The organism is Saccharibacillus qingshengii (assembly GCF_013185195.1).
Classification (GTDB): domain Bacteria; phylum Bacillota; class Bacilli; order Paenibacillales; family Paenibacillaceae; genus Saccharibacillus; species Saccharibacillus qingshengii.
This window is the reverse complement of sequence record NZ_JAAZWC010000011.1, coordinates 50,288-77,028: the sequence shown is the minus strand read 5'-3', so window position 1 is coordinate 77,028 and position 26,741 is coordinate 50,288. Positions and strand designations below refer to the sequence as shown.

The window sequence follows — 26,741 nt, the reverse complement described above, 5'->3', positions numbered from 1 at the left end:
GGCGGGATAAGGCTGAACGAGGCGGAATAAGGCTGGACGGGCAGGATAAGGCTGGATGGATCAAAAAGAAGGCGGCCGGGGATTCCCGGCCGCCTTCTTGATTGGTCTTTTTGACGGGCAGCGACGGACCGACGCGGCTGTTTAGCGCGACGAATCCTGCGCGGCCGCCTCGATATCGGCGAGCGCCCAATGCCCGGCCGGTACGTCCGGCCAGCGCGAGGCGTCCGGCGCAGCCGGCAGGGCCCGGCCCAGGGCCCGGTTGAACACGGCCGCGGCTTCGGCGCGGCTGAGTGCCCGGTCCGGCTCGAAGCGGCCGTCCGGCAGGCCGAGCAGATACCCGGCCTGGCGCGCGCGGGCAATATCGCCCGCAGCCCAGTGTTTGGCGGTATCGGAGAATCCCGCCGCTTCAAGCCCCGCGCCGCTCTGCGTATGCAGCGCCTTCCAGCGCGCCAGTACGGCGGCCATTTCGGCCCGGGTGACGGGCCGGTCCGGGCCAAAAGCGTCTGCGCCGGTACCGCGCATCCAGCCGGACTCCGTCACGGCCCGAACCGCTTCGGCGGCCCAGCTGCCGGCCGCCACGTCGGCGTAAGCGCCATTTGCGCCGCCCGAAGGCGCCGCCGTGCCGCTTACCCGCAGCAGCATCGCGGCCAGTTCCGCCCGCGTCACCGCTTGGCCCGGACGGAACGTACCGTCCGGATAGCCCTGCAGATACGGCTGCGACGCTGCCGTCTGCTCAGGCGAGCCGGCAGCGTCTTCCGGCACCGCCGGTGCTGTCGGTCCGACAGGCGCCGGGATCGCAGGCCCAGCTGCCTGCGGCGCCGGTTCAGGCGCCGGAGCCGGGGCTGCCGGTACCGAAGGCGAAGGGCTCGCAGGCGTGCCGGTCACCGGCGGTTCGCCGCTTTGGCCTCCGCCCGGAGGAGGCGTTGCCGTCTCCAGATCGCGCACGAACGTCAAATAGAAATCATCCAGCGTTCCCCAGGCATTCGCGTTCGCAACAACGGAAGCGCCGACCGTAAGACTGCCGTTCTCGACGCGGATTTCTTCGATCTTCGGCTCGCTCCACTGCTGCCAGCCCGTGACGTTGGCTGCAGCGAAGCGCTCTTGACCGCCGCTCGAAGCCAGCAGCTTCATGGTACTCTCTGCCGCGTCTCCGCCCTGGATCGCCATGGACAGGTTGTAATAACCGGGCGCAAGTCCCGTTACGGTCTGGGCAACCCGGAAATCCACACCTTCCGGCGAATAGAAATGCAGCGAATACTGACCCGTCTTGGCATCGGAGGCTTTGTTCTGATAAGCCGTGTGCGGAATACTTCCTTCGCCGTAGGCAAGCGTCCACATACTCCGGTCGCTGCTCTCGAAGCTTCCGTTCATCAGAAGATTCTCAAGCTTGATCTCCAGTGCAGCCTGCACCTTATTCCCTCCTTCGACCGTACCGTCAATGAGGTAACGGCCCGGTCCCTGCGATACGGCCGTCTTCAGCGCCGCCTCATCCCAAGCCGCAGCAAGCATACGGATACTTCCGTCGTTATACACCGCTTCGACCGACGCCGGAAGCGTCACCGGTTCGCCGGCATTGACCGACAAAGCGACCGAACGAACCGTGTCGACTCTCAGCGGAGCGACCGCGCCGGTATCGACGTATTTGAAGACGTTCAGCGAAGACAGAGGCCGTCCCGTGAAATCAAGCAGCGCCTGATTGTCCACCGCGCTGCCGCCGTACCAAGCTCCCGCATCGTGCGGATCGTATTCGGCCGCATAGCTGGAAGCCCAGCCGGAACCATACTGTTCCCACAGCAGTTTGTTAGATTCGAGGTCCGAGGCCGGACCGACCGGCAGCCAGGCCGGCTCCCAGTAGAAGACGCCTATGCCCGCATCGCCGACTTTGGCGACCGCATCGATCACATTGCGTACCGAAGTCGCCTGTCCCTGCACGCTGATCGGATAATCGAGCGTCTGCCCCGACTCTTTGGGAGCCGTGTTGCCGTGACCGTCGCCTTCTTCGGCGGTATAGGCATACGAAGTTTCGGCCACCATGACCTTTTTGCCGGTCGTGTCCGCGACCTGTTTGAGCACGGCGGTCAGATTGCTAAGCGACCCGTGCCAGAACGGATAATAGGAGCTGGCGAACACATCGTAATCGACGTTATATTTCGCCAGTTCCGCCGCGTAATTCGCATAGCGGCCGGACGATTCCGGATTGGTGAAATGCAGGGCCACGAGAATCGACGGATCGATTTCGCGTACTGCCCGGCTGCCTTGACCGAACATCGAAGCGATCGATTTCCAATCTTTTTCCCCGACAAAAAAGCCGTTGGTCTCGTTGCCGATCTGCACCATGCCGACGTTGACGCCTGCCGCGCGCATCTGCTCGAGACTGGTTTTCGTATACGCGTAGATCGCTTCCCCTTTTTTCTCCACCGTATAGCCCGTCCAGGCTTTTGGCGTCTGCTGTTTGGCCGGGTCGGCCCAGAAGTCCGAATAGTGGAAATCGACCAGCACTTTCATGCCATTTTTGGTCGCTCTGCGGCCGATTTCGATCGCTTTGGCGAGATCATTGTCTCCGCCGCCGTAACCTTTGCCATCCGCCGTGTACGGATCGTTCCAGACACGGACGCGGACGTAATTGACACCCGATTCATGCAGCGTAGCGAACAGGTCTTTCGGATTCCCCTGTGCGTCGCGATAGACAACGCCGCTGTTTTCGAGCGCGGTTACACTGGAGACGTCGACCCCTTTGATAAAGTCACTGTCCAACCCGCTCACTTTTTGCACGAAAATGTCGGCCTGGACCGGCTGCGCAGCCCCGCTGTCGATCCGCGTCAACCGAAGATCGTCCAGATAACCCCAGGCCTTGGCGTTGCCCGAGATCGAAGCTCCGATACTCAGCTTGTCTGCCGGCTCCGCCAGCGCAAATGTCAGAGACCGCTTGTTCCAGCTGTTGTAGCCTGTCGTGGCCGCTGCCTCCGTCTGCTCCTGGCCCGCAAACAGCTGCACTTCGCCCGCTTCGCCGCCCGATCCGCCCATCGACTGCACCGTCAGCTCATAGCTTCCCGCCGGCAGGTCGTATACGTTTTGACTGACCGTGATCTGCCGCTTGGAGTCCGCTTCGTTCTTGATCCAGTACTTGAGCGCGTGATCGGCTTCCTGCTTCGTGATCCCCGTATCGTCCGCATAAGCAAACCGGCTCACTTCCACCTGGTCTCCGTTGTCGCTTGCGACTTTCCACGAAGAATCGGTCCAAAAATCGCTCTCGAATCCTCCGTTGACGACTGCCGGTTCCGAGGTTGGATTCCCCGCAGCGGCCAGTGTCCTTCCGGATGAAACGGGCATTGTGCCCAGCAGCGTCACGACAGCCAGCAGCAGCGGCCAGGTCCGTTTGTTTCGATTCATATTCAGGTGTTCCCCTCTCTTTTTATAAAGCGGTTACATTTGACTGTGATCAATATAACAACCGCAGGGAAACGGAGATACGGGATTATTGCAACATTTCGTGTGTTTCGGAAAGGGATTGCTCCCGTTCGCCAGGCAGGCGGCCCGAAATTTGAAGCGGGCGTTCGAATCCGTTTAAAATAGAGCCAAAGCACGTATCGAATCCGCAACGAACAGGAGGCTTCGTCCATGAAAGTCACGCTTCGCATGATCGATCGGCAGCTGCGGCTCAAAGGCCTCTTCATGAAAGCTCTCACGCAAAAATCGACCGAAGCGAAGTATATCGCTTCGGCCAAAAGCGCCGGCAAAGCGCTGGAGGGCCGCAAAGGCAAAAACATCGACGGGCTGCGCTGCGACGAACGGTGGATTCCGGCGCGCGGCGGACGGCAGATTCGCGTCCGCATCTACCGTCCGCGACGCGAAGTCTCGCAGGTACCCGGCATCTTGTGGCTGCACGGCGGCGGCTATTCGCTGGGCCTGCCCGAACTGAACGCCGACATGTACAAGAACCTGATCGGCAAGCGGGACTGCGTGATCGTCGCGCCGGATTACCGGCTGTCCGTCGAAGCGCCTTACCCGGCGGCGCTGCACGACAGCTACGACGCGCTGCTCTGGATGAAAGAGCACGCCGCGGAGCTTGGCATCCGTACCGACCAGCTGATGGTCGGCGGAGAAAGCGCGGGCGGCGGATTGAGCGCGGCGCTGGCGCTGTACGCCCGCGATCTGAACGAAGTGAAGCTGGCGTTCCAGATGCCGCTCTACCCGATGATCGACGACCGGATGCAGGGCGAATCCGCGCAGGGCAACAACGCCCCGATCTGGGATTCCGCCTCCAACGGATGGGCCTGGCAGTTGTATCTGGGCGAGCTGCACGGCCGCGAAGACGTTCCGCCCTACGCCGCCGCGGCCCGGGCGACCGACTACGGCGGCCTGCCTCCGACCGTCACGTTCGTCGGCGAGCTGGAGCCGTTCCGCGACGAGACGGTCGCCTACGTCGAGAACCTGCGCGCCGCCGGCGTGCCGGTAAGGTTCGAGCGGTATGCCGGCTGCTATCATGCGTTCGACATGATGTGCCCCCGAGCGGACGTCAGCCGCCGGGCGACGGCTTTCCTGATGCAGGCGTTCGGAGACGCCGCGGATCGATATTTCGCGGCGCAGCCGGAGGAGACGCGCGCGGAGTAAGCGAACCGCGGCGGCGAAGCGGAGAAAAGCGCGCTTTTCCTGCCAAGCGCGCCTTTTTCCGTTAAAAGGTCCGGTTCGCTGGGTATGCCTCTGATCCGTCTGCCGCCCTCACCCTGCCGCCTGGAGCTGCCTCGACCGCACGACAAAAAGCCTCCGATCCCCATAGGAATCGGAGGCTTTACGCATTTGGCGCTGCGGCCGGACCGGTCACAGCCGACTTGTCGGCCGGTGCCGGTCGGTCCAGAAGCTCCGCACACGTTCGCCTAGCGCCGGACCGCCGCGATCTTCTCCAGCCCAAGCGCGTCGGCCGTCGAATCGAACAATTCCTGGAACAGCTCGGGATTGTCGGACAGCAGCTTGCCGTACGAAGGGATCATTTCCTTGATCTTCGGCTCCCACTGAGGCATCTGCTGCGGGAAGCAGCGCTGCATCAGCTCGAGCATGACATGCACCGCGGTCGAAGCGCCCGGCGAGGCGCCGAGCAGCGCGGCGACGGAACCGTCGGCGGCGCTGACCACTTCCGTGCCGAACTGCAGCGTGCCTTTGCCCTGCGGCGTGTCCTTGATGACCTGCACGCGCTGGCCGGCCGTGACGACTTCCCAATCTTCGTCCTTCACGTCCGGGATAAACTCGCGCAGTTCGCTGATCCGCTGGGCATTCGAGAGCATGACCTGCTGGACGAGGTACTTGGTCAGGCCCATTTCCTTGGCGCCGGCCGCGAGCATCGTGAACAGGTTGCTCGGCTTGACCGAACCGATCAGGTCCATGTTCGAACCGGTCTTCAGGAACTTCGGCGTGAAGCCCGCGAACGGGCCGAACAGCAGCGCTTTTTTGCCGTCGATGTAGCGCGTATCCAGATGGGGAACCGACATCGGCGGCGCGCCCAGCTTGGCTTTGCCGTATACTTTGGCATGATGCTTTTCGGCGACTTCCGGCTTTTTGCACACCATGAACAAGCCGCTGACCGGGAATCCTCCGATATGCCGCGATTCCGGAATGCCCGTTTTTTGCAGCAAAGGCAGACTGCCTCCGCCCGCCCCGATAAAGACGAACTTGGCATGATGCCGCTCGACCATGTTGTTAGACAGGTTCTGTACTTTGACGATCCAGCCGCCTTCCGGCGCGCGCTTGATATCTTTGATGCTGTGACGGTAATTCACCTCGACGCCCTTGGTCTTGAGATGATCGAACAGCAGCCGCGTCAGCGCGCCGAAGTTGACGTCCGTGCCGGAGTCGATCTTGGTCGCCGCGACCGGCTCGCTTGCATCCCGACCCTGCATCATCAGCGGGATCCATTCCTTGAGCCGCTCTTTGTCTTCCGAATATTCCATGCCCTGGAACAGCGGATTTTGTGATAGCGCTTTAAATCGCTTATTGAGGAAATCCACATCTTTCTCGCCGGTTACCCAGCTCATATGCGGAATCGGCCGGATAAATTCGTGCGGATTCGAGATCAGCTTGCGCTCGACCAGATGCGCCCAGAACTGTCTCGACAGCTGGAACTGTTCGTTGATATTGACGGCTTTGCTGATATCTACCGAACCGTCCGCTTTTTCCGTCGTATAATTGAGTTCGCACAAAGCCGCATGGCCCGTGCCCGCATTATTCCATTCATTGGAGCTTTCTTCTCCCGCGCTTGCCAGCTTTTCGAATGTTTTGATTTCCCATTCCGGCGCCAGCTCTTTCAGCATGGTCCCGAGCGTTGCGCTCATGATGCCGGCCCCGATTAAGATCACGTCTGTTTTTTTGAGTACGCTGCTCATAACAAAACCTGCCTTATCCCGTATATTTGCAAAAAGTAAGGCTCCACTCCGGAACTATTCTGTGTCTATTTCTTGTCTACTTTTACTATAAACCAAAATCCATTCAATTCCTATTTCCTTAAACGTATATCCCCCGAAAAAAGAGGCGAATTTGGTTTCTTCCATTGTACACCATTTGCCAAAGCCGCCCAAAGCCTCAATTTGTTTCGCCGTCCGCTTTCTTGAAACCCTTTCCGCTTTTTCGCGTAGCAGAGGGAATAGTTTAAATTCAAAGGAGATTGATCGATTTTGATGAAACACAAGCGTTCCCTGATCCGTTTCCTGCTCGCCGCCATTATGTTTGTCACGGGAATCCTCATGCTGGATAATCTCGTTGCGGGTATCTTCGTTCTGTTCGTGGGTTTGTATTCGCTTGTCAGCGGTATTCTATGGCTGCGTGTGGAACGCCGGCCTCAGCCGCAGGGCAGCGAAGCGGTTGTCGTCAAACCGGGCAGAAGCCGCCGGAAATAATGCACGCGCCTTCCCGGGCTTTCGAACTCCATGAACAAAAACGGACATAACCGGCGGAAACCCGCCCGGTTGTGTCCGTTTTTTTGGGTACTGGCGATTCGTGTGAAGCCGCTTCGCCTAGAAAGCATCGACGATCCGGAAGTGGTCTCCCCGATCTTCCACTTCGTACAGATACCCCCGCGATTCCGGCATGCTGAACGGACGGTGCAGAATCAGCATCCGGCGTCCGTCGAAAGTGCGAAACAGCATGCCGTGTCCGCTGTCTTCTTGGACCAGCGGTTCAAGCTGCTCCCAGGGCCCTTCCAGACGGCCGCTCGCCGAACGGGCGATCGTCTGCACATAGCTGCCTTCTTCGTAGCTTGACCAGAGCATAACCAGACTCCCGCCCGATGTCCGGTAGAGCTGGCAGCCGTCGGTGACGTAGACGGCGGGCTCACCCGCAGCGGAGGACGCGTGCGGCTGCACTGTCGGACCGCTATGCGGCTCCCGGCGCAGATCGTCGTCGGACGTTTCCTGCGCGGCATCCGGGTTCAGCCAGGGAGCCGAAGAACCTTTGAACAGCAGGATCGGTTCTCCCACGGCCGAAGCCAAATCTTCCGTCAGACGTACCGCTTCGATCGTGCCGTCCAGCGTCTGAACCCATTCGTGGCAGTACACCATCCACGGCGCCCCTTCTTCATCGATATACAGCGTACCGTCCAGCGTCATCCGCTCCGAAGCGATCAGCGGACCGTCCGTTTGGAGCAGCTCGAACGGACCTTCCGGCGAGTCGCTTACGGCCGAAGCCGTACCCCGCCAATGCTTGGCGTAACCCTGGACCGGATCGCCTTCAAGCGGCCGGTCTTCATTGTGCAGCGTGACAAGCAGATAATACCGACCGCGGTATTCGTGCACTTCCGGCGCCCACGCGCCATGCTGCGGATCGGCCCAGACACCGTCCGGAACGGCGAATACCCCATACGGTCCTTCCCATTCTTCCAGATCGGTACTTTTGTAGACCAGTACGCCATGGCGATCCACCCCGTTCAGCCGCGGCGCGGCTCCGCTGTACAAATAATAGGTTCCGCTGCGGGAATCGGCGAACACGAACGGATCATGGACCGGCATATCGGCGAGGCGGTGTCCTTTTTGCGGATTTTGCACATCGGAAGCGGCATTGTAAGGGGGAACGAACATGGAATCAGCTCCTTTTTGAATACGGTTACATGCTGATTCCACTATAAGTCCCCGCCTGCTCCCAGGCAAGTAGGCGGCAGCCGCCCGCTCAAGCCTTTTCTTCCGGAACTTCGGCCGTTCTGAACAGGCGGGCACGGAGTAGAATCCATGTGCCCAAGCCGACGATCACGATACCGGAACCGAGAAACCAGAACGGCACCCCGTAGATATCGACAATCGGACCGGCGACAGCCAGACCGATCGGGGAAGAGAGCATGGTCAGGCTGGTAACGAGCGACAGGACGCGGCCGAGCTGCTCGGGACGGTACGCTTTTTGGATCATCGCCATGTAAGGACCGTTGAACAGCGGCGCCGCAGCGCCCATCACGAACGACAAGGCGACGAACCCGGCAAAAGCGGCAGAAGGCAGTATTCCGCTGAGCAGGCAGGTCAGTCCAATCAGGATCAGACTGAGGCTTACAAACGCGGTATCGCTTATTTTTCCGGCGAAGCACGACAGCGCGGCTCCTCCGGCGATCATCCCGATTCCGAACGCGGCTTCCACGACGCTTGCGGCATAGCCGCCAAGCCCGAAATGCCGGAACGTCATCAGCGGGAACAGCGTCGCAAGCGGCGTGAAGACAATGCTGAACACGATCGTAACCACAGTCAGGCGGATGATCGGTTTGACGGTGACGAACGCCCGCCAGCCGCTTCGGAACTCCCGCAGGAAAGACGGCGATTCCGCTTCGGCGGAGTCGCGCTGCTGCGGAGGAATCTTGACGCGAATCAGCATGGCACAGGCGAACACCGCTCCCGCTACATCGAGCAGCAGCACCGCGCCGAGCGAAGAAGCGGAATAGACGGCGATCCCCAGAGCGGGACCCAGAATACTCGAAACGGAGAACACCATCTGCTGCCAGCCCGCTACGCGGGTAAGCTGGTCTTCCGGCGCAATCAGCGGAATCGCCGCCTGAAAAGCGGGTGCGTGGAAAGCGGACGCGGCGGAGCGGATCACCAGAATCGAGAACACGACCGGCAGCGCCGGATCGCCGAGATAGAAGTACAAGCCGAGCAGCAGACTGAACAGGGCAATGATGCCGTCCGCGGCAATCATGGTGATCTTGCGGTTCCAGCGGTCGATCCAGACGCCGACGAACAGGCCGAGCAGCGCCTGCGGCAGAAATGCCGCCAAGCCCGCAAGCAGCAGAACGGACGCCGAGCCGGTGGTCGCGGTCAGATGCCAGAGAACGGCAAACTGCACCATGGAAGAAGTCAGAATCGAGAACAGCTGTCCGGTGAAAATCATCATAAAGGCTCGCTGCCATTTTTTATGCATCGTGTCGGTCTCCCTTGTCGATAGACTTGTAGGTTCAAAGCGGAAGAAGCGCGATCGGGACAAACTCAAATAAACCTGGCATTCCGGATTTTTGCAGCGGAATCGAACAGGTCCTCACGGTTGTCTTCCGGATTTATCGCAGCCGCATCGAACAAGTCACAAGGAACACCTCCATCTGAATTCAGCTCCAGATTAACCGATCGGCCGAACGCGTACAACAAGCATTTTCAAAAATAAAAAGCACGGAATTACGGCTCGCTGACGCCAAAAAGCGGCTTTCCGTTAACCGGAAAACCGCTTTTTATAGAAGCTGCGCCGTTCGTCTGTACAAGCGTCCCCGCAGCGGGGTCCACGAATCTTTGATACCTAGAACGCTCCCGCTCCGCTTACGGATAGACCGTTACGACCATCCCGCCTTTGTTGTCGCCCGACAGTACGCAGTCCCGCCCTTTTGGCACCTGCATCTCCGAGAGTTCATCCGGTCCGTAATGCAGGATTTCGTAGGTGCGTCCTTCGACCGTGGTAGAGACCGCTTTTTTCTCCGCCAGCAGCTCCAGATACTCTTCCAGCACCAGATTGTTCCGGTCCATCACGATGCTGTGCGGCAGACCCACATAACGAAAATGCCACGGTTCGAACGAAATCCCCGTCACCTGCGTTTTGTCCGCCGGATATCGCAGCACGAATCCGTATTTCGCCGCATGGCGTTCCAGCCATTTGCCTTCTTCCTGCTCGCTCATCTTGCCCTGCGTAGAGCCGATATCGAGCGCCAATCCCAGATTGTGCTCGCTGGATCCGGCGGGAAGCGCGTAATCCGCTCCTTTTTCCTTGTACAGACGGCTCTGCTCCGCCTGATCGCGGTAAGCGCTGCTGATCATAAAATGATTCACGCCTTCCTGCGAAGCCGCTTCCACCATGACCGCGAACTTCAACGCCACACTGCGCGACAGCCGGATTCCGTTGTCCAGCAGCACTGCCCCGCCCGTCAATTCCGGTTGGCCGCTCAGCTCCACGACATCGGGCACCCCGCTCTGCGGATCAATCGGATAATCGCCGTTGACCAGCAGCAGATCGCCTTCGTACAGTCGGTCCTCGTCGAATTGAAGCTTCTCGCCGCTGCGGCGCAGCGCCATTTCCTGAAGCAGTCCGTCCGCCGAATCGTACGCGCGATCCGAGGCCTGGTGCTGCTCGATCAGCTTAAGTACAGCCAGCACGAGCAGCAGCGCGATAATGCCGGTGGTCCATCCCCATCTTTTCATGTCCGTCCCCTCCCGTCTTTCTTCTCTACCCAGCATAAGAGAGGCGGTTTAAGAAAAGGTACCGGCAAATCTAAAGTTTCTCTTAAATTTCCAAATGTTTATCCCGGCGTTGACGGCCGTTCGTCGCTCTGGATCGGCAGCCGTACCTCGAAAGACGTCTGTACGGCATCGCTCTGCGCGGAGATCTGTCCCTTGTGGCGTTCCACGATATTTTTGGCGATAAAAAGGCCCAGTCCCGTGCTTCCGCCCTGCGGATTCTGAACGCGCGCCCGGTCGCCGGTGTAGAACATCTCGAACAAATGCGGCAGCTCATTCTGGGGGATCGAGTCGCCGTAATTGGTCACGCGTACGACGGCCCCGTCTTGTTCAATGCGGCAGACGATATCGATATACCGGCCGTCCCGGCCGTAACGGGCCGCATTGGTCAGCAGATTCTCGAATACCCGTGCCAGCAGCTCGCCGTCGCCGTGAATACGCACCTCCGGTTCGATCGAGAGCCTGGCGGTCAGTCCATGCTGCTCAAGCACCGGATACAGCTCTTCGTGCATCTGCACCAGCAGCTCGCCCAGATCCAATTCGCGTAGGTCGAGCGTCAGCATGCCGTAGTTCATCCGCGTAATCTCGAACAGTTCGTCGATCAGTTTCTCCAGGCGCCGGGACTTGGTAAAAGCGATCGTAATATAGTGCTTCACCTGCTCGGGGGTCAATTCTTCGTTTCGCAAAATAAAATCCAGGTACCCGAGCACCGACGTCAGCGGGGTTCTCAGATCATGGGCGAGGTTGAGCACCAGCTGGTCTTTGCTGCTCTCGGCGAAATCGCCGCGCTCTACCGCTTTTTGCAGCTTTTCGCCCGCCGCGTTCATATCCGCCGCAATACTGCCGAATTCGTCTCCAGATCCGATCTCCACCCGCCCTTCGAAATCGCCGTTCGCCAACCGGTGAATGCCGATCGAAATTTCGCGGAAGTAGCGGGAATACGGTTTGGTCAGCCAGAAAAAGAACAGAATCGCCAGCGGCACGAAGAAGATCAGGAAAAAGTTCAAATCGCCGAAATCGCGGATCATCTGCCGGAATTGGGCCAGCGGATCGCCGAATTTCGCGTTTTCCACGTAGTAGATCTGCAGCCCTTTGTAGATCGCGTACGTCACGCCGCCGGACAGCAGCATGCTCAGCCCCAGCAGCAGAATCATCCGGAAGCGGAAGCTGCCTGCCAGCCTAGCCATTGAATGCGTACCCGACACCCCAGACCGTCTTGATCCATTTGTTCTTCTCGACATCTTCCCCAAGCTTGCGGCGCAGTGTCCGGATATGCACCATCACCGTATTCCCGCTCTCGAAATAATCGTCTCCCCAGACGTGGACGAAAATGTTTTCCGCGCTGAACACTTTCTTGGGATGGCCGGCGAGCAGATGCAAAATATCGAATTCTTTCGGCGTCAGCTCGACGACGCGGCCGTATACGGTCACTTCGCGCCGCTCCGGATCGATCGTCAGGCCGCCGGCTTCCAGCACGGAGTCTCGTTTGTCCGGCACGTTCAGCTCGGTGGATCTGCGAATCTGCGCGTTCACCCGGGCGACCAGCTCCATCGGGTTGAACGGCTTGGTCATGTAATCGTCCGCGCCGATCACAAGCCCCGTGATCTTATCCAGATCCGAAGTCTTCGCACTGAGGAAAATAATCGGCATCCGGTGCTGCTCGCGGATCTGCCGCGTCACTTCGTATCCGTCCATCTCCGGCATCATGATATCCAACAGAACCAGATCGATCTTCTGCGACTGCACCAGGCGTACGGTTTCCCGTCCGTTCTGCGCCGTCAGCGTCCGGTATCCTTCCTTCTCCAAATGCAGCGCGACCAGATCGGCAATTTCTTTCTCGTCGTCGGCGATCAGGATAGTGGCGTCTTTCATCGTAGGATTCCCCCTTTATTCAAACCGTGCGGAGCTGTTGTCCGAACGGTTGTCGATAGTCTGGCAGAAAATAAAGCCGCAGTGAACAGGCAGCCTAAACGAAGACGGAATCCGAAGCGAAAAAGGTTCACTCCGTCTCCCGGTGCTGCGGTTACGGGTTCTATTCTACGCCGAAACGCAGACGGCGCAAAGACCGAACAGGGGACGGTATGCGAGGCACGCCGATCGGAGGACGGCTGCGGAGTCGGAATAGCCCGGCAGCGCAAAAATAATCACCGAGTCGAAAAAGCGCGGCGGCGGGACAAGGAATGAAGATCGGGAAGATCGCGGCAGCCGGCTCGAAGCGGAACGTCGCAGGTCTGCCGGCTCCGGCGGTCAGAGCAGTGGGGGAAGTTCGCAACAACCCCGCTCTAACGGATCGAGACGACTCTTAGAAGCCCATTTTCAGCTTCCTGAATTTTTAACGGATCGAGGCGGTTCTTAGCCGGAAAAAGACAAGGTTTCCGCTTCTTTTTTGCGGAATCCGAGCGGCTAATGACCTGTACGATCCGTTAGAATTCCGCGGAACGCAAAAAAGCGCGCTAACGTCTCCTAGGATCCGTTAGCGCACTCGACCGGCTCACCGCAGGTTCGCCGCCGCTTCGCCGAACCGCTCCGGCCGAAAAGCGCGCTGCCAAGGCTGCGCCGGACGGCCTTCCGCGCAGTCCGCGACCTGCTTCGCGGTCGCGGGGCTGAGCAGAATGCCGTTGCGGTAATGGCCCGCCGCGAAGATCACGCGCTCCGCGCGTTCCAGCCGCCCGATCAGCGGGCGGCCGTCAAGCGTAGCCGGGCGCAGTCCCGCCCAGCGGTGAAACGGCTGCGCCTGTTCGAGCGCGGGCAGCACCCGCTTGTTCCAGCGCATCAAGCGCGAGATGCCGCGCTCCGTTACGCTCGTATCGAAGCCTGCGACGTCTTCCGACGCGCCGCAGACCAGGGTCCCGTTCGCTTTCTGCACCAGATAGCCCTGGCTGCAGAAGATCATATGCCGCACCGGCGCCCGGTCTTCGCCCCATGCGTACGCGCAGATCTGCCCGCGAATCGGCTGCACGGGCAGGCGCAGCCCCAACCGGCCGGACAGACTTCCGGCCCAGGCTCCGGTGCAGACCACCAGCCGGTCCGCACAGAAGACCCGGCCGCCGGCGGCCGTCAGACTGCTCGGCACTGCCCCGGCCGCTTCGGCCTCCTGCGGTCCGAACCGCTCAGGCTCTCCGCAGCCCGATAGGCTCCGGCCGGTGCCTTCGGCCCGGCGCTCGATGCCTTCGCGGCCCGCGGCCCGGACTTCCACCCCGCGTTCCCACTGCGTCGGTTCAAGCTCTCCGAGCCGTTCGCAGATATCCACCCCGGCCTTCCGGCAGGCCGACTTCAGCGCTTCGACAAAGTCCGGCGCGTAGATATGGCTCTCCTGCGGCGTCCGCAGCGCCGCCACCGCGCTTCGCGCAAGCCCCGGCTCGGCCGCCGTCAAAGCCGCGCCGCGCAAAATCTCGCCGCTCGACCCGTGCTTGCGCTGCCAATCCAGACGGTTCTCCAGCGCCTGCACATCCGCTTCGTGATAAGCGGCGTACAGACTGCCGCAGTTCGTGTACTCGAAGTCCAGGCCGGACAGCTCCCGGACCTGCCGCTGCCAATCCGGGTACAGCTCCAAGCTTTCCCGGCACAGCCGGAAGAACTCGTCCGGCGCTTCCGGATTTTCCGAATACGGCGCCAGCATGCCGGCCGCCGCTCCGGAAGCCTGGCCGCCGCAGTCTCCGGACTCCAGCAGTCTGACGTCCGCTCCGCGCAGCCGCAGTTCCAGGGCGCAGGACAGCCCGACGATTCCTCCGCCGAGCACAATAAACGAATCGCTCATCCGCTCTCCTCCTCTGCCGCTCGACCTTCGGTTTGGTTCATTCGACGATCAGCGACTCGAAGCCGCTGCTGGCCGAAGCGTAGCGCTTCTTGGACATGCGGCCCGACAGATACGCAAGCCGCCCGCCTTCGATCGCAAGTCTCATCGCCCGGGCCATACCGACGGGGTCCTGGGCTTTGGCGACCGGCGTGTTCATCAGGATCGCCGCCGCGCCGAGTTCCATCGCAAGCGCCGCGTCGCTCGCCGTGCCGAGACCCGCGTCGACGATGACCGGCACCGCCGACTCTTCGACAATCAAGCCGATATTGTAGGGATTCAAGATCCCGAGTCCCGTCCCGATCGGGGCCCCGCCGGGCATGACCGCGGCCGCCCCCGCCTCCGCGAGCCGGCGGCAGATAACGGGATCGTCCGACGTGTACGGCAGCACCGTGAAGCCTTCCTTGACCAGAATCTCTGTAGCCCGCAGCGTTTCGAGCGGGTCGGGCAGCAGCGTCCGCCCGTCCGCGCTGATCTCGACCTTGATCCAGTCGCTGAGACCGGACGCCCGTGCCAGGCGCGCGATACGCACCGCTTCCTCCGCTGTCCGCGAACCGGACGTATTCGGCAGAAACCGGAACGCGCCCGGCTCCAGATGCTGAAGGATCGAGTCGTCTTCCGCCGCTTCGAGATCCACTCTTCGGATCGCGAACGTCAACACTTCCGCTCCGGAAGCGGCGATCGCTTCATTCTGGACGAACGGATTGGGGAACAGCCCCGTTCCGAGGAAAAATCGCGACTGCATCTCTTGGCCGCCGATACTCCAGACATCGCCGGATGACCCTCTGTGTTCGCTCATCGTTTCAGCCTCCTCCCACAAAATGCACCAATTCGATCTTCATTCCCGGCTTCACTTCCGCCGATTCCCACTGCTCCGAATACAGGACTTCGCCTTCGACCTCCGCTACGACCGGCCGCCCGGCAAGGCCGAGCCGCTCCACCACATCCGCGATATTCACGGCATCCAGCTCCCGCTTGGTTCCGTTGACGATCAGTTCCATTCCCGCCTCACCCTTTCTTCTCCAGCTTGCGAATAAACGCTCTGCACGCTTCCGCGGGATCGGAGCTGCCGACAATCTCGCTGACGGCGCAGAGGCGCGAAGCTCCCGCCCGGATCACTTCGTCCGCATTGCCAAGCTTGATCCCCCCGATCGCCACGAACGGAATCGAGATCCGCTCCGCCACCTCGCGGATATAAGACAGTCCGACTGGATCGACGACGTCCGCTTTGGTCTGCGTGGCGTAGACCGGACCCGCTCCGATATAGTCCGCTCCCTGCTCCTGCGCCAGCAGCGCTTCTTCGATGACATGCGTCGAAATCCCGATGATCCTGCCGCCTACCCGGCGCCGCGCTTCTTCAAGCGGCAGATCGCCCTGGCCCAGATGAATACCGTCCGCGTCCACTTCAAGCGCCAGATCGACATGATCGTTGACGATAAAAGGAATCCCGTAGCGCCGGGTCAGCTCCCGCAGCGCTTTGGCTTTGCGCAGCAGTTCTTCTTTCCCGCTGTGTTTGTCGCGAAATTGAAGGATATCCGCGCCTCCGATGATCGCCTGTTCCATCACGTCCACAAGTTCGCGCCCCGGATGAAAGTTTTCTCCGGTGATCGCATACAAGCTGAAATCCATCATCTTGCCCGCCTCCTTTTGATCGAAACATCACCCGGTCTATACCCCCGGATCCGTCTCAGCTTCCGATATACCGGTCATAAATCGTCCGGGCGCGGACCGGATCGTCCGTCCCCTGCACCAACACCCGTCCGTCCGCAAACAAGACAATCCGTTCGTGCTCCGACAGTTCGGCGCGGATCAGATACGGATTGACCTTGAGACTCCGCGACGCCGGCTGCAGCTGAAGGCTCCAGCGTTCCAGATCGAACGGCGCATGCCCCGTGATCTGGATCGAATCCCGTCCGCACAGCAACAAGGTGGTCTCTTCCGCAAGCTGGAGCGCCGGATACTCCTGGAGATCGCAGCACGGGCAGCCGCTTCTCTTCCGCGCCGCCGGCAGTTCATGGCCGCGGTTGGTCCAGATGTCCAGCGACAGCAGTGTTTCCCGCCTCGCCTGCGCGTCGCCGACCAGGAATTTGAGCGCTTCGACCGCTTGATAGGAAGCGACAATATCGACAATCGGCGAGATGACGCCGACCGTATCGCACGTTTCCCCGCCGGAATCGGCTTCGGGAATCAAACAGCGCAGACACGGCGTCTCGCCGGGCACGAAGATTGCGCTCATCCCGCGCGAGCCTACCGCTCCGCCGTATACGAACGGAATTCCCGCTTGATAGCAGGCGTCGTTCAGCAGAAATCTTGTCCGGAAATTGTCCGTCCCGTCCAGAACCAGGTCGAGACCTTCCAGCAGTTCTGCGATATTGCCCGGCCTAGCGTCGGCGAAGATCGCTTCCACGGTCACAGACGAATTGATCCGCCGCAGCCTGCGCTCCGCCGCGACTACTTTGGGCAGCGACTGCTCGGCATCCTCTTCGTCGTACAGCATCTGCCTCTGCAGATTGCTGCGCTCTACGTAATCCCGGTCGATGAGCCGCACCCGACCGACGCCCGACCGAACCATATGATTGGCCAGCACCGTCCCGAGAGCGCCCATCCCAACGATGCCGACCGAACGCTGCGCCAGCTTCTCCTGCCCGCAGGCGCCGATCGGCGCAAATCGGATCTGGCGCGAATACCTTTCATTGTCTTCACTCGGCGTTCCCGAAGGAGCGTGTGTGTGCCGCATCGTTTCTGTCTGTTTGGCTGGCTCGGCTTGATTGTTCGGCATCTCGTCCTCCTCGTCCCGGATTCTGCCGGCGAAGACCCTCTATGGGCTGCGAATATACAAAAAAGCCACTCGAGAATACACGAATGGCTTGAACAATTCGAATGAGGTTCTCTACGCCAGCATTACCTGGATCAGATTAACGGTCCGAAAGCATAAGGCTTCCATCTCAGCCGGACTTCATCCAGCACCCGCATTCCTATTTGGTTTGAATCCAGCATAACGAATCCGGTTCGACTTGGCAATGCGAAACGAAGCTTGTTATTTCGACATTTTTTGCACGGCCTTTGTCGAATGAACTGTTTAGCTTTCCGAAATGAAGGTTTATGTAAACCATATCCCGATTTGACGTTTTTTCAGACTTACTCAACTTTTTATCCCTCTTTTTCTCCCGTAAAATCCATCCTTGATATACAGCTTCATCTACCCTTATTTCAAGATCTTCCTTGCAAGGTTTTGTTCACCCGGAGGTGCGTTTTGCTCAAGACCAGTTATATCGACGTCATGGACGTCTTATCCGAGAAATTATATGTATCCGCTGCACAGATTATAGATACCGCCTGCAAAATCATCCCCGCCAATACTTTTTGTATCGCCTTAAGCGATGAGTATGAGACCAAAGTCCTGAATACCATCAACCGAAGCGCCGTCATTTTGCAGGAAGGGCTTGTGATCGATCATACCGACTCCTACTGCCATCTGGTGACGGAGAACGGCCCGCACCCGCTTGTGATCGACGATAATCGCACCCATCCGCTCACGCGCGATATGGACGTCACCCCGTTTATCGGCGGCTGCTCGTTTATGGGCGTTACGATCAAAGACCGCGACGGCCATGTATTCGGTTCGCTGTGCGCTTTTGACGACAACTTCTACGCGTATCAGCCGCACGATGTCGAACTGCTGCAGTCTTTGGCCGCTTTTTTTGAAAATATGCTGGACCTGGATCAAACCTATCTGAAATGGCGGGAATCCGAACAGGAGCGGGCACGGGCCCTGGAGGAAAAAGCGAACCTGCTGGCGATTCTGAGCCACGAAATCCGGACGCCCATGAATGCGATCCTGAATATGGGCGAGATGCTGCAGGCCACTCCGCTGTCGGACCAGCAGACCCAATATCTGAATCTGATCCACGGCAGCGGACGCTCCCTGATGACGATCCTCAATCAGATTCTGGATTACTCCAAGCTCGATTCCGGCAAAATGGAGGTCGTGCACGAACCTTTTTCGCTGAGAGGGTGTCTGTCCGAAGTGGTGCAGCTGTTCCGGGCCGAAGCCGATCCCAAGAACGTCGGACTGAACGAGATCATCGCGGGCGGCGTACCGGACCTGTGGATCGGGGACGAGAACAAGATCCGGCAGGTTCTCGTCAATCTGCTGTCGAATGCGCTCAAGTTTACGGAAAAAGGCGAGATCCGGATCGAAGCCAGCGTCTCGCCTAGCGGCGGTCCTTGGCTGGATCAAGCGCACGGCGAGACTTTTGAAACCTTGTCCGTGTCTCCCGTCGAGTCGGCCGGCCTGGTCGAACAAGGCGGTTCCTATCTGACTTTTACTGTCACCGATACGGGAAGCGGCATCGCCGCCGACAAGCAGCCGCTTCTGTTCCAGGCGTTTACGCAGCTGCACACGGCCAATTACGTCAACCGCTACGGCGGCACGGGCCTCGGCTTGTCGATCTGCAAACAGCTGGTGAATCTGATGAACGGGCAGCTCCGGCTGAGGCATTCGTCGGCGGCCGGAACCTGCTTTGCTTTTAGCCTTCCCCTGAGACTTCCCGAGAAAGCTTGGGGATATTGAATTCGGGCCGACCATTTGCACCGAGCGGTGAGCGGATTCAAAATCTAAGGAACTTGAAGCTTTCTCGCTTTTTTCTTATTCTTCAACCTCCGGACGCAGTCCGGGGGTTTTATTTATTTTCCCGATAAAGATTCGCGCTTCGCTCCGCTTTTTGCGTTCCCGCCCTTCTTCTCGGACTCCGAACGTTTATGAACATACATCCTGATCCGATTGGGTACCTGTAAACTTTTGATTGACAGTTCATCTAGTATGCCGATATATTTAGTGATGTTGATAATCATTATCAAGATGGTTTTATCAAAGTTATTGGTTTTTTATTCAGTTTAGAGCTTTCTTGTACAACAAAATATGCTTATCGATTCAGAGAGGGGTCCATCATGAACGCAAACCGAAAATATTCGCTGCTTACCGCCATCATCTCGATCATCCTGGTCCTGGCGCTCGTCGGCTGCGGCGCAAAAGAAGCCGCACCCGCAGCAGCTCCGGCTTCGACGGATACGGCCGCTGCCGAGACCGCTCCGGCAGAGACCGCTCCGGCAGAGACTTCCAAAACGGATTCCGCCGCTGCGGAAACCACAGATACGCAGTACCCGCTGACGATCAAAGGCGCGCTGGGCGAAGCCGTGATCGAGAGCAAGCCTGAACGGATCGTGACGATCCAATGGGGCAATCAGGACGTCGCGCTGGCTCTGGGCGTCGTTCCCGACGGTTTCTCCGCCGCCAACTTCGGCGCACAGGACAGCAGCGGACTGCTGCCTTGGACGAAGGAAAAGCTCGATGAGCTTGGCGCAGCCGATCCGAACGTATTCCAGGATACGGACGGTCTCGACTTCGAAGCGATCTCCGATGCCAAGCCGGATGTGATTCTGGCCGCTTACTCGGGCATCACGCAGGAAGATTACGATACCCTGAGCGAGATCGCTCCGGTAGTCGCTTATCCGACGTCCCCTTGGACGACCAAATGGCGCGAACAGGTGCAGCTGACCGCCGAAGGCATGGGCATGCCTGCCGAAGGCGAGAAATTGATCGCCGATACGGAAGCGCTCATTAATGAGAAGTTTGCCGCTTATCCGCAGTTGAAAGACAAAAAAATCGCCTGGGTCAATTTCTCGGCCGACGATCTGTCCAAACTGCATATCTATACGCCGGTTGATACCCGCGTCTCGTTCCTTGAAGAGATGGGCCTGACTTATCCGGAGAGCATCACTTCGCTGATTACGGACCCGACCAGCTACTCGCTGGAGCTGAGCGCCGAGAACGCGCAGGCACTGAACGACGTCGACCTTATTGTCGGTTACGGCGACGACAAGCTGCTCACCGCGCTTCAAGCCGATCCGCTGCTGGGCAAAATCCCGGCGATCGAGCGCGGTTCCGTCGCTTTCATCGCAGCGGATACGCCGCTTGTGGCAGCCGGCACGCCGACGCCCCTGTCGATCGCCTATACGATTGACGATTACATGAAACTGCTCGGCGCCGCTGCCGACAAGGTGAAATAACCCAGATGAACCCTATTACGGTCTCGAGCGATTCCCGTCCGAGCCCGCACATCCCGAAGCATTTCCCCACGGTACTGATCGTGAGCCTGATTCTGCTGGGAGCGAGTATTCTCGCCTCCCTGGCATTCGGCTCGCGGGCAGTGCCGTTTCACGATTTGATCGATGGTTTGTTTCGTCCGGAGATGGACTCCTACGAAGCGAATATCGTTCGAAAACGGATCTCACGGACGGTGTTCAGCCTTCTCTGCGGAGCGGCGCTCGGCGTATCGGGCTCGCTGATGCAGGCCGTGACGCGCAATCCGATCGCGGATCCGAGCATATTGGGCGTGAATATGGGAGCTTCCTTGTTCGTGGTGTGCGGCATGGCTTTCTTGAACATGACGACAGCCAGCCAATATATCTGGCTGTCCATGACCGGTGCCGCGATCACGGCCATATTCGTATTCGGAGTCGGTTCGCTGGGGCGCGGCGGAGCCACGCCCATCAAGCTTATTCTGGCCGGAGCGGCCACCAGCGCAGCCCTCTCTTCGCTGGTGACGGCTATTCTGATCCCGCGTTCCCATGTCATGGACCAGTTTCGCTTCTGGCAGGTAGGCAGCGTCGGATCGGGAACCTGGAGCAGTATCTCGACCTTCGTTCCGTTTCTGCTCGTCGGCCTGCTGATCGGATTCCTGACCTCGCCGGCGCTTAACGCGCTTGCGCTCGGCGACGAGACGGCCAAAGGCCTCGGCGTCAAGACCGGCACCCTGCGGTTGATCGCGGCACTGGCCGGCGTGATCCTGTGCGGAGCGACCACGGCGCTGGCCGGACCGATTGGTTTTATCGGCCTGCTGGCGACCCACGTGGTGCGCCTCATGGTCGGACCGGATCTGCGCTTCGTGATTCCGCTGTCCGCCGTCGCCGGAGCGGTCATCTTGACCGTGTCGGATGTTCTGGGACGCCTGATCGGAAGTCCGGGCGAACTTGAAGTCGGCGTAGTGACCGCTTTCGTCGGCGCTCCGATCCTGATTATTCTGGCGATGAGAGCGAAGGTGCGTTCCCTATGACTCTGACCCCAAATCTGATCGCTTCTTCCGCTTCCGTCGAATATATCCGTGCAGGACGGCGCAAACGGCAGCGCCGCTGGATGTTCGTAACCGGTACGCTGGCCCTGCTGGCTCTGGTTCTGTGCGCGGCCATGCTCATGCTCGGCAATACGATCTATCCGCTTGACCAGGTCGTCCGCGCCTTGTCCGGCGAGAAGATCAAAGGCGTCTCGTTCGCCGTCAGTACGCTGCGCCTGCCGCGCATGCTGGCGGGATTGTTCGCAGGATTCGCGTTCGGCATCGCCGGTTACACGTTCCAGACGCTGCTGCGCAATCCGCTCGCGAACCCCAACGTCATCGGGATCACGTCCGGTTCCAGCGCGGCGGCCGTCTTCTGCCTGACGGTACTGCAGGCCGGAGGCGCGGTAACCTCCGCCGCTTCGGTCGCGGCCGGACTGGCGACAGTCATCGTGATCTACATTCTGGCCCGGGGCAAGATCTTCTCGATCGGCCGTCTGATCCTGATCGGGATCGGGATTCAGGCCATGCTGGATGCCGTCATCTCTTATCTGCTGCTGATCAGCTCCGAGAAAGACGTGCCGGCGGCAGTCCGCTGGCTGTCCGGCAGCCTGAACGGTTCGAAGATGAGCGAGCTGCCGCCCCTGGTTGCGATCACCTTGATCTGCACGCCGATTCTGATGGTGATGGGCAAGCATCTGCATACGCTGGAACTCGGCGAACAGACGGCTTCCTCGCTTGGCGTCAGCACCGACAAGACGCGGATCGCCCTGATCGTCTGCGCGGTGTTCGTCGTCTCGATCGCGACCGCTACGACAGGACCGATCGCTTTCGTCTCGTTCCTGGCCGGCCCGATTGCCAAAAGGCTGGTCGGAACCGGATTTCACAGCCTTATTCCGGCAGGTCTCGTCGGGATCAACCTCGTATTGGCCGCCGATCTGATCGGGCAGTTCGCTTTCGTTCACCGATACCCTGTAGGGGTCATTACCGGATTGCTCGGAGCGCCGTATCTGATCTTCCTGTTAATCCGCATGAACCAGAAAGGGGAATTGTGATGAAGCCGAACCATATCTTTCAAGCCGAGCAGGTTGTCGCCGGCTACGAACAGAAGACGGTCATCAACGGCGTGGACCTGACGATCCCGAGCAGCCGGATCAGCGTCATTATCGGCTCCAACGGCTGCGGCAAGTCCACGCTGCTCAAAGCGCTGGCCCGGCTGATCAAGCCGACTTCCGGCCGTATTACGCTCGACGGCAAACCGATCGCCAAGTACCCTTCCAAACAGCTGGCCCGGATCATCGGGCTGCTGCCGCAGTCCCCGATCGTTCCGGAAGGCATCTCGGTCGCCGATCTGGTCGGCCGCGGACGCTTCCCGCACCAGTCGCTGCTCGGCGGCTGGTCCAAGCAGGACTACGCCGCCGTCGCGGAAGCGATGGAGCTGATGGATATCACGCAGTTTGCCAACCACAATATCGACGAATTGTCGGGCGGACAGCGCCAGCGCGTCTGGATTGCCATGGCCATGGCGCAGCAGACGGATATCCTGTTCCTCGACGAACCGACGACGTTTCTCGATATCACGTATCAGGTCGAGATCCTCGACCTGCTGACCGATCTCAACCGCAAACACGGGACGACCATCGTCATGGTGCTGCACGATATCAATCTGTCGGCACGCTACGCCGATCATATCTTCGCGCTGCAGGAAGGGCGTTTGGTTGCCGAAGGCACGCCGTCCGAAGTGATCACCAGCAGACGGATCAAAGACGTATTCGGTCTGGACTGCGAAGTGATCGACGATCCCGTCTCCGGCAGCCCCATGGTGGTGCCCAAAGGGCGGCATCATATGGAGACAAGGGCGGCGCTCTAAGTTTCGAGTCCGCTCCATTCTAGGGCAAAGGGTAGAAAAATCCCCCGATCTGCGCGGCAGCGCACGATCAGGGGATTTTTGCGTACAAGTTACTGCTTCTTTTCAAGTCCGTTCATGAAGGTCCGGAAGTCCGCCGCAATCTCCGGAGACAGCGTATGGTGCAGATAATGCCCGCCGTTCATCGGAATCAACTGGCCGTGCGCCGAATGTTCGGCCTGTTCTTCGTGCATGGCTGCCCACTCCGGCACTTCGGCATTGTTTTGCTGGATGAACAGAACAAGCGGAAGGCTCTGCGGGAACGCCGCTCCGGCTTCGCGTGCCTGTTTGAAATTGGAAGCGATATGGGTCATCTCGTTCAGCATCGTCCCGTTGTTGCCCCTGCTGTTCGTAATCATACGAATCTGCTCTTTGGTCTGCGCATTGTAATCCAGGGCTGCATAAGGGTCGCCGCTGACTTTGGTCAGCAGGCGCATCAAGCCCGACTGGCGCAGGAATTTGAAGGTGCCGACCGGCAGCTCTTGATCCATGCCTCCCTGCGCCGGAACGCTGGTATCGATACCGGCAAATGCGATCACTTCGTCCGGATATTGATTTGCATATTCCAGACCGTACAGCCCGGCGATGGAATGGCCCATCAAGACGTAACGCTTCAAGCCCAACTGCTGCACGGCTTCATGCACTTCGCCGACGATATTTGCCGTTGTCCGCTCTTTGTCGGTCTCGTCGCTGAGTCCGTAGCCGAAAGGCTCGACGGTCACGACCCGATAGTCCTTTTCCAGCTCCCGGATCAAAGGCTTGAAGTCCAGACCCGGAGCCGCTGTTCCGTAACCCGGCAGCAGCACGATCGTCTCGGCTCCGTCCCCGTCGATCCGCACGTTCATCTGTTTGCCGTCCACTTCGACGAACTGTCCGTACGGCTCGATCCGGCCTTTTTCCATACTGCCGGCCACCTTGTCGCTCACGAACACAATCGCGAAAAACAGCACAATGATGCCGGCGATAATGCCCAGAATATTTCTTATGATTCGAAGCGGCTTCCGCTTTTTTTTGATAGGTCCCGCTTCTGCTTCGCTGTTTCCGTTCCGATTTCTTCGCATGCCGATCCACTCCCGTTTCCGCTTCTGTATTCCGGCCCGTTCAAGCTGCCGATAGACCCAGCATAACGGACAAGGATGGACCCTTCGTGACGGGAATATGAACGCAGGATGAACGGGAGAATTAATTTTGCGGTTCCCGCGGCAGACTCACGACAAAAACCGCTCCGTGTCCCGGCCGGCTCTCCACGGAGATCTCCCCGCCCTGCAGCGTAACGATCTGTTTGACGATGGCGAGTCCCAGACCGCTCCCTTCATATTTACGGCTGCGGGAACGGTCGGCTTTGAAAAAGCGTTCGAAGACGCGTTCCCGGTCTTCCGGCGCAATGCCGATTCCCTGATCCTCCACACGAACCGTCACGCGGTCCGCGTCCGCTGTCATCCGTATACCGATTTGCCCGCCGTCCGGAGAAAACTTGATCGCATTGCCGATCAGATTCGTCCATACCTGATCAAGCTGATCCCGGTCTCCCGTCAGCCGGATATCCGGCAGATCCAGCTCGAATCCGATACGGCGCGGCGTCCACTGCGGCTGAAGCGCGATCACCACGCGGCGAATCTGCTCGTCGAGCTGGAGCGGTTCGCGGCGAAAGTGCGGGGACGGAGCTTCGAGCGCACTGAGTTTCAGCAGCCCGCTGCTCAGCTTGGAGATACGCCCCGCTTCTTCGATAATGATATCGAGATAACGGACCCGCTGCTCCTCGCTCAACTTGACCTGCTTGAGTGCGACCGCATAGCCGGAAATCGAGGTCAGCGGCGACTGCACCTCGTGCGAGACGTTCGAGACAAAGTCTCTGCGCATCGTCTCCGCCTGCCGCAGTTCGCGGATCATCTGCTCGAAGCTGCGCGCAAGCGTCCCCAGTTCGCCTTTTTGCCGGATATCCAGTTTGACGTCGAAGTCGCCTTCCGCAATACGCCTCGTCGCCGTAGTCAGCTTCTGAATCGGCCGCACCAGGAAGAAGGCCGCCACCAAAATCACGACACAGCCGGCGGCCAACGCGTAAGCGGAAAAGCTCAGCAGCCATTTCACGATAAACACCGCGGAAGGCGAACCGATCGGCTCGACAAAGAGAGCTTTTCTGCCCGTATCCGTCGAAAAAGGCAGTCCCACCAGCGTCACCGTCAGCCCGTTCGGATTGTTCTGGACCTGCTCGCCCGCCAGCACCCGTTCGATCTGTTCCGGTGTGATGACGACGGACGAGGCTCCGTTCAGCTCTCCGTATGCACGGAAACGGTCTCTCGATTCATAGATGCGGACATGGTACGTGCTGAGCTGCCGCATCCCCGAGACGAAGGCGTCGGCTTCGTCGTCCGGCTGACTTTTGTAGATCTGGGCAACGTCTTCTCCGAAGTACAGCATCGGAAGCCGCAGATTCTCGTTCAGCTGTTCCCGAAATGCCCACGTCGCGATAAAGAAAGACAGCAGCGTCCCGCCGATGACAGATACAAGAAAGATCAAGACGACCCGCGTATACAGCGAACGGATCATCTGGAGATCTCCAGCCGGTAGCCCAGCCCCCGCACCGTCTCGATCGCAAAGTCCGCCGTATCCGCGAAACGCTCCCTCAGCCGCTTGATATGCACATCCACCGTCCGGTTATCTCCGGCGTAATCCAGTCCCCAGATACTCTCGATCAGCTGCTCGCGCGTATAAACCTGACCTGGCGTCTCGGCGAGTTTGTACAGCAGCTCGAACTCTTTGAGCGGCAGGTCGAGCGATTCGCCGCCGGCGTTCACTTTGTAGGTGCTGCGATCCAGCGTCACACGGCCGAGCTGTACGCTGCGCGCGGCATTCGCGCGGCTTCGTTTGAGCAGCGAACGCACGCGCACGGTCAGCTCCAGCGGATCGAACGGTTTGGTCAGGTAATCGTCCGTGCCCAGCTCGAAGCCTTTGACCTTTTCCCAGGTCTCGCCTCTTGCGGTCAGCATGAGCAGCGGAAGATCGGCGCTGCGTTTGCGCAGTTCGCGGCACAGCTCCCAACCGTCCAGAACCGGCATCATGATATCGAGCACGACCAGATCGACCGGCGTCGAATCGTAGGACTCCAGCGCTTCCTTCCCGTCTGCGGCCTCGAGCGCCGTCATCCCGTCATTGCGCAGAAACAAGCAGACAAGTTCGCGAATATTCGCGTCGTCATCGGCTACCAGTATCGTCGGCATCAAATTCCTCTTTTCCCCGTGGTTCCGGATTGGATAGGC

Annotated in this window: 22 protein-coding genes and 1 riboswitch; of the genes, 7 read left to right on the top strand and 15 right to left on the bottom strand. The window is 59.5% G+C overall.

Going from position 1 to position 26,741, the window contains the following annotated elements:
- Window positions 1–141: 141 nt before the first annotated feature.
- On the bottom strand, window positions 142–3,390 hold the full coding sequence (locus HRQ60_RS11560) for a glycosyl hydrolase 53 family protein (RefSeq protein ID WP_172195974.1): 3,249 nt from the start codon (window positions 3,388–3,390) through the stop codon (window positions 142–144).
- Window positions 3,391–3,618: 228 nt separating this feature from the next.
- Here HRQ60_RS11560 and HRQ60_RS11555 point away from each other — a divergent pair, with 228 nt between their 5' ends.
- Window positions 3,619–4,611 carry an alpha/beta hydrolase gene (locus HRQ60_RS11555; RefSeq protein ID WP_172195973.1) on the top strand — a complete coding sequence of 331 codons (993 nt, stop codon included), beginning with the start codon at window positions 3,619–3,621 and terminating at the stop codon, window positions 4,609–4,611.
- 263 nt (window positions 4,612–4,874) lie between these two features.
- On the opposite strand, the gene HRQ60_RS11550 is transcribed toward HRQ60_RS11555, so the two are convergent.
- A complete protein-coding gene (locus tag HRQ60_RS11550) occupies window positions 4,875–6,374 on the bottom strand; it encodes a malate:quinone oxidoreductase (protein ID WP_172195972.1) in 1,500 nt (499 codons plus the stop codon).
- Window positions 6,375–6,662: 288 nt separating this feature from the next.
- Between HRQ60_RS11550 and HRQ60_RS11545 the strand changes: the two genes are divergently transcribed.
- The gene (locus HRQ60_RS11545) at window positions 6,663–6,884 is read left to right on the top strand and encodes a hypothetical protein (RefSeq protein ID WP_172195971.1); all 222 of its coding nucleotides are present in this window, start codon (window positions 6,663–6,665) and stop codon (window positions 6,882–6,884) included.
- Between the two features lie 117 nt (window positions 6,885–7,001).
- Here HRQ60_RS11545 and HRQ60_RS11540 read toward each other — a convergent pair whose 3' ends face one another.
- The 10 genes from HRQ60_RS11540 to HRQ60_RS11495 all read right to left on the bottom strand — a co-directional run bounded on the left by HRQ60_RS11540 (window position 7,002) and on the right by HRQ60_RS11495 (window position 17,203).
- Window positions 7,002–8,060 carry a glycoside hydrolase family 43 protein gene (locus HRQ60_RS11540; protein ID WP_172195970.1) on the bottom strand — a complete coding sequence of 353 codons (1,059 nt, stop codon included), beginning with the start codon at window positions 8,058–8,060 and terminating at the stop codon, window positions 7,002–7,004.
- 88 nt (window positions 8,061–8,148) lie between these two features.
- Window positions 8,149–9,378 (bottom strand): MFS transporter, encoded by a 1,230-nt coding sequence (locus HRQ60_RS11535; RefSeq protein WP_172195969.1) that lies wholly within the window; start codon window positions 9,376–9,378, stop codon window positions 8,149–8,151.
- 386 nt (window positions 9,379–9,764) lie between these two features.
- Window positions 9,765–10,637 (bottom strand): M15 family metallopeptidase, encoded by an 873-nt coding sequence (locus HRQ60_RS11530; RefSeq protein WP_172195968.1) that lies wholly within the window; start codon window positions 10,635–10,637, stop codon window positions 9,765–9,767.
- 98 nt (window positions 10,638–10,735) lie between these two features.
- Window positions 10,736–11,860 (bottom strand): sensor histidine kinase, encoded by a 1,125-nt coding sequence (locus HRQ60_RS11525; RefSeq protein WP_172195967.1) that lies wholly within the window; start codon window positions 11,858–11,860, stop codon window positions 10,736–10,738.
- Window positions 11,853–12,545, bottom strand: a complete 693-nt coding sequence (locus tag HRQ60_RS11520) for a response regulator transcription factor (RefSeq protein WP_172195966.1) — start codon at window positions 12,543–12,545, stop codon at window positions 11,853–11,855. Before HRQ60_RS11520 ends, HRQ60_RS11525 begins: the two co-directional genes overlap by 8 nt.
- Window positions 12,546–13,164: 619 nt before the next feature.
- Complete coding sequence (locus HRQ60_RS11515; RefSeq protein WP_172195965.1) at window positions 13,165–14,430, bottom strand: FAD-dependent oxidoreductase; 1,266 nt, start codon at window positions 14,428–14,430, stop codon at window positions 13,165–13,167.
- A gap of 37 nt (window positions 14,431–14,467) precedes the next feature.
- On the bottom strand, window positions 14,468–15,265 hold the full coding sequence (locus tag HRQ60_RS11510; protein ID WP_281358107.1) for a thiazole synthase: 798 nt from the start codon (window positions 15,263–15,265) through the stop codon (window positions 14,468–14,470).
- Window positions 15,266–15,269: 4 nt separating this feature from the next.
- Window positions 15,270–15,467: a sulfur carrier protein ThiS gene (gene thiS / locus HRQ60_RS11505; protein WP_172195964.1), complete on the bottom strand. Its 198-nt coding sequence runs from the start codon at window positions 15,465–15,467 to the stop codon at window positions 15,270–15,272.
- Between the two features lie 7 nt (window positions 15,468–15,474).
- On the bottom strand, window positions 15,475–16,098 hold the full coding sequence (gene thiE / locus HRQ60_RS11500) for a thiamine phosphate synthase (protein ID WP_172195963.1): 624 nt from the start codon (window positions 16,096–16,098) through the stop codon (window positions 15,475–15,477).
- Window positions 16,099–16,153: 55 nt separating this feature from the next.
- Complete coding sequence (locus HRQ60_RS11495; RefSeq protein WP_172196048.1) at window positions 16,154–17,203, bottom strand: ThiF family adenylyltransferase; 1,050 nt, start codon at window positions 17,201–17,203, stop codon at window positions 16,154–16,156.
- A 133-nt stretch (window positions 17,204–17,336) separates the two neighbouring features.
- Window positions 17,337–17,447, bottom strand: a riboswitch (TPP riboswitch).
- A 272-nt stretch (window positions 17,448–17,719) separates the two neighbouring features.
- Between HRQ60_RS11495 and HRQ60_RS11490 the strand changes: the two genes are divergently transcribed.
- The 5 genes from HRQ60_RS11490 (at window position 17,720) to HRQ60_RS11470 (ending at window position 23,448) form a co-directional block, all read left to right on the top strand.
- Entirely contained in the window at window positions 17,720–19,039 is a 1,320-nt protein-coding gene (locus tag HRQ60_RS11490; RefSeq protein ID WP_172195962.1) for a GAF domain-containing hybrid sensor histidine kinase/response regulator, read from the top strand.
- Between the two features lie 377 nt (window positions 19,040–19,416).
- The gene (locus HRQ60_RS11485; protein ID WP_172195961.1) at window positions 19,417–20,535 is read left to right on the top strand and encodes an iron-siderophore ABC transporter substrate-binding protein; all 1,119 of its coding nucleotides are present in this window, start codon (window positions 19,417–19,419) and stop codon (window positions 20,533–20,535) included.
- Window positions 20,536–20,540: 5 nt separating this feature from the next.
- The gene (locus HRQ60_RS11480; RefSeq protein ID WP_172195960.1) at window positions 20,541–21,581 is read left to right on the top strand and encodes a FecCD family ABC transporter permease; all 1,041 of its coding nucleotides are present in this window, start codon (window positions 20,541–20,543) and stop codon (window positions 21,579–21,581) included.
- Window positions 21,578–22,633 (top strand): FecCD family ABC transporter permease, encoded by a 1,056-nt coding sequence (locus tag HRQ60_RS11475; protein WP_172195959.1) that lies wholly within the window; start codon window positions 21,578–21,580, stop codon window positions 22,631–22,633. Before HRQ60_RS11480 ends, HRQ60_RS11475 begins: the two co-directional genes overlap by 4 nt.
- Window positions 22,633–23,448: an ABC transporter ATP-binding protein gene (locus HRQ60_RS11470; protein WP_172195958.1), complete on the top strand. Its 816-nt coding sequence runs from the start codon at window positions 22,633–22,635 to the stop codon at window positions 23,446–23,448. The genes HRQ60_RS11475 and HRQ60_RS11470 overlap by 1 nt, the downstream gene beginning before the upstream one ends.
- A gap of 89 nt (window positions 23,449–23,537) precedes the next feature.
- Here the strand turns inward: HRQ60_RS11470 and HRQ60_RS11465 are convergent, their stop codons facing one another.
- The 3 genes from HRQ60_RS11465 to HRQ60_RS11455 all read right to left on the bottom strand — a co-directional run bounded on the left by HRQ60_RS11465 (window position 23,538) and on the right by HRQ60_RS11455 (window position 26,702).
- Window positions 23,538–24,545 (bottom strand): alpha/beta hydrolase, encoded by a 1,008-nt coding sequence (locus tag HRQ60_RS11465; protein WP_172195957.1) that lies wholly within the window; start codon window positions 24,543–24,545, stop codon window positions 23,538–23,540.
- Between the two features lie 121 nt (window positions 24,546–24,666).
- Complete coding sequence (locus HRQ60_RS11460; RefSeq protein WP_172195956.1) at window positions 24,667–26,031, bottom strand: sensor histidine kinase; 1,365 nt, start codon at window positions 26,029–26,031, stop codon at window positions 24,667–24,669.
- Window positions 26,028–26,702, bottom strand: a complete 675-nt coding sequence (locus HRQ60_RS11455) for a response regulator transcription factor (protein WP_172195955.1) — start codon at window positions 26,700–26,702, stop codon at window positions 26,028–26,030. The genes HRQ60_RS11460 and HRQ60_RS11455 overlap by 4 nt, the downstream gene beginning before the upstream one ends.
- Between the last annotated feature and the right edge of the window lie 39 nt (window positions 26,703–26,741).

Coding starts and splice junctions, on each gene's coding strand:
- HRQ60_RS11510 (WP_281358107.1), bottom strand. CDS start 15,265: ATGAGCGAACACAGAGGGTCATCCGGCGATGTCTGGAGTATCGGCGGC.
- HRQ60_RS11515 (WP_172195965.1), bottom strand. CDS start 14,430: ATGAGCGATTCGTTTATTGTGCTCGGCGGAGGAATCGTCGGGCTGTCC.
- HRQ60_RS11540 (WP_172195970.1), bottom strand. CDS start 8,060: ATGTTCGTTCCCCCTTACAATGCCGCTTCCGATGTGCAAAATCCGCAA.
- HRQ60_RS11560 (WP_172195974.1), bottom strand. CDS start 3,390: ATGAATCGAAACAAACGGACCTGGCCGCTGCTGCTGGCTGTCGTGACG.
- HRQ60_RS11455 (WP_172195955.1), bottom strand. CDS start 26,702: ATGCCGACGATACTGGTAGCCGATGACGACGCGAATATTCGCGAACTT.
- HRQ60_RS11465 (WP_172195957.1), bottom strand. CDS start 24,545: ATGCGAAGAAATCGGAACGGAAACAGCGAAGCAGAAGCGGGACCTATC.
- thiS (WP_172195964.1), bottom strand. CDS start 15,467: ATGGAACTGATCGTCAACGGAACCAAGCGGGAGCTGGATGCCGTGAAT.
- HRQ60_RS11525 (WP_172195967.1), bottom strand. CDS start 11,860: ATGGCTAGGCTGGCAGGCAGCTTCCGCTTCCGGATGATTCTGCTGCTG.
- HRQ60_RS11535 (WP_172195969.1), bottom strand. CDS start 9,378: ATGCATAAAAAATGGCAGCGAGCCTTTATGATGATTTTCACCGGACAG.
- HRQ60_RS11480 (WP_172195960.1), top strand. CDS start 20,541: ATGAACCCTATTACGGTCTCGAGCGATTCCCGTCCGAGCCCGCACATC.
- HRQ60_RS11460 (WP_172195956.1), bottom strand. CDS start 26,031: ATGATCCGTTCGCTGTATACGCGGGTCGTCTTGATCTTTCTTGTATCT.
- HRQ60_RS11470 (WP_172195958.1), top strand. CDS start 22,633: ATGAAGCCGAACCATATCTTTCAAGCCGAGCAGGTTGTCGCCGGCTAC.
- HRQ60_RS11485 (WP_172195961.1), top strand. CDS start 19,417: ATGAACGCAAACCGAAAATATTCGCTGCTTACCGCCATCATCTCGATC.
- thiE (WP_172195963.1), bottom strand. CDS start 16,098: ATGATGGATTTCAGCTTGTATGCGATCACCGGAGAAAACTTTCATCCG.
- HRQ60_RS11475 (WP_172195959.1), top strand. CDS start 21,578: ATGACTCTGACCCCAAATCTGATCGCTTCTTCCGCTTCCGTCGAATAT.
- HRQ60_RS11530 (WP_172195968.1), bottom strand. CDS start 10,637: ATGAAAAGATGGGGATGGACCACCGGCATTATCGCGCTGCTGCTCGTG.
- HRQ60_RS11520 (WP_172195966.1), bottom strand. CDS start 12,545: ATGAAAGACGCCACTATCCTGATCGCCGACGACGAGAAAGAAATTGCC.
- HRQ60_RS11495 (WP_172196048.1), bottom strand. CDS start 17,203: ATGCGGCACACACACGCTCCTTCGGGAACGCCGAGTGAAGACAATGAA.
- HRQ60_RS11550 (WP_172195972.1), bottom strand. CDS start 6,374: ATGAGCAGCGTACTCAAAAAAACAGACGTGATCTTAATCGGGGCCGGC.
- HRQ60_RS11555 (WP_172195973.1), top strand. CDS start 3,619: ATGAAAGTCACGCTTCGCATGATCGATCGGCAGCTGCGGCTCAAAGGC.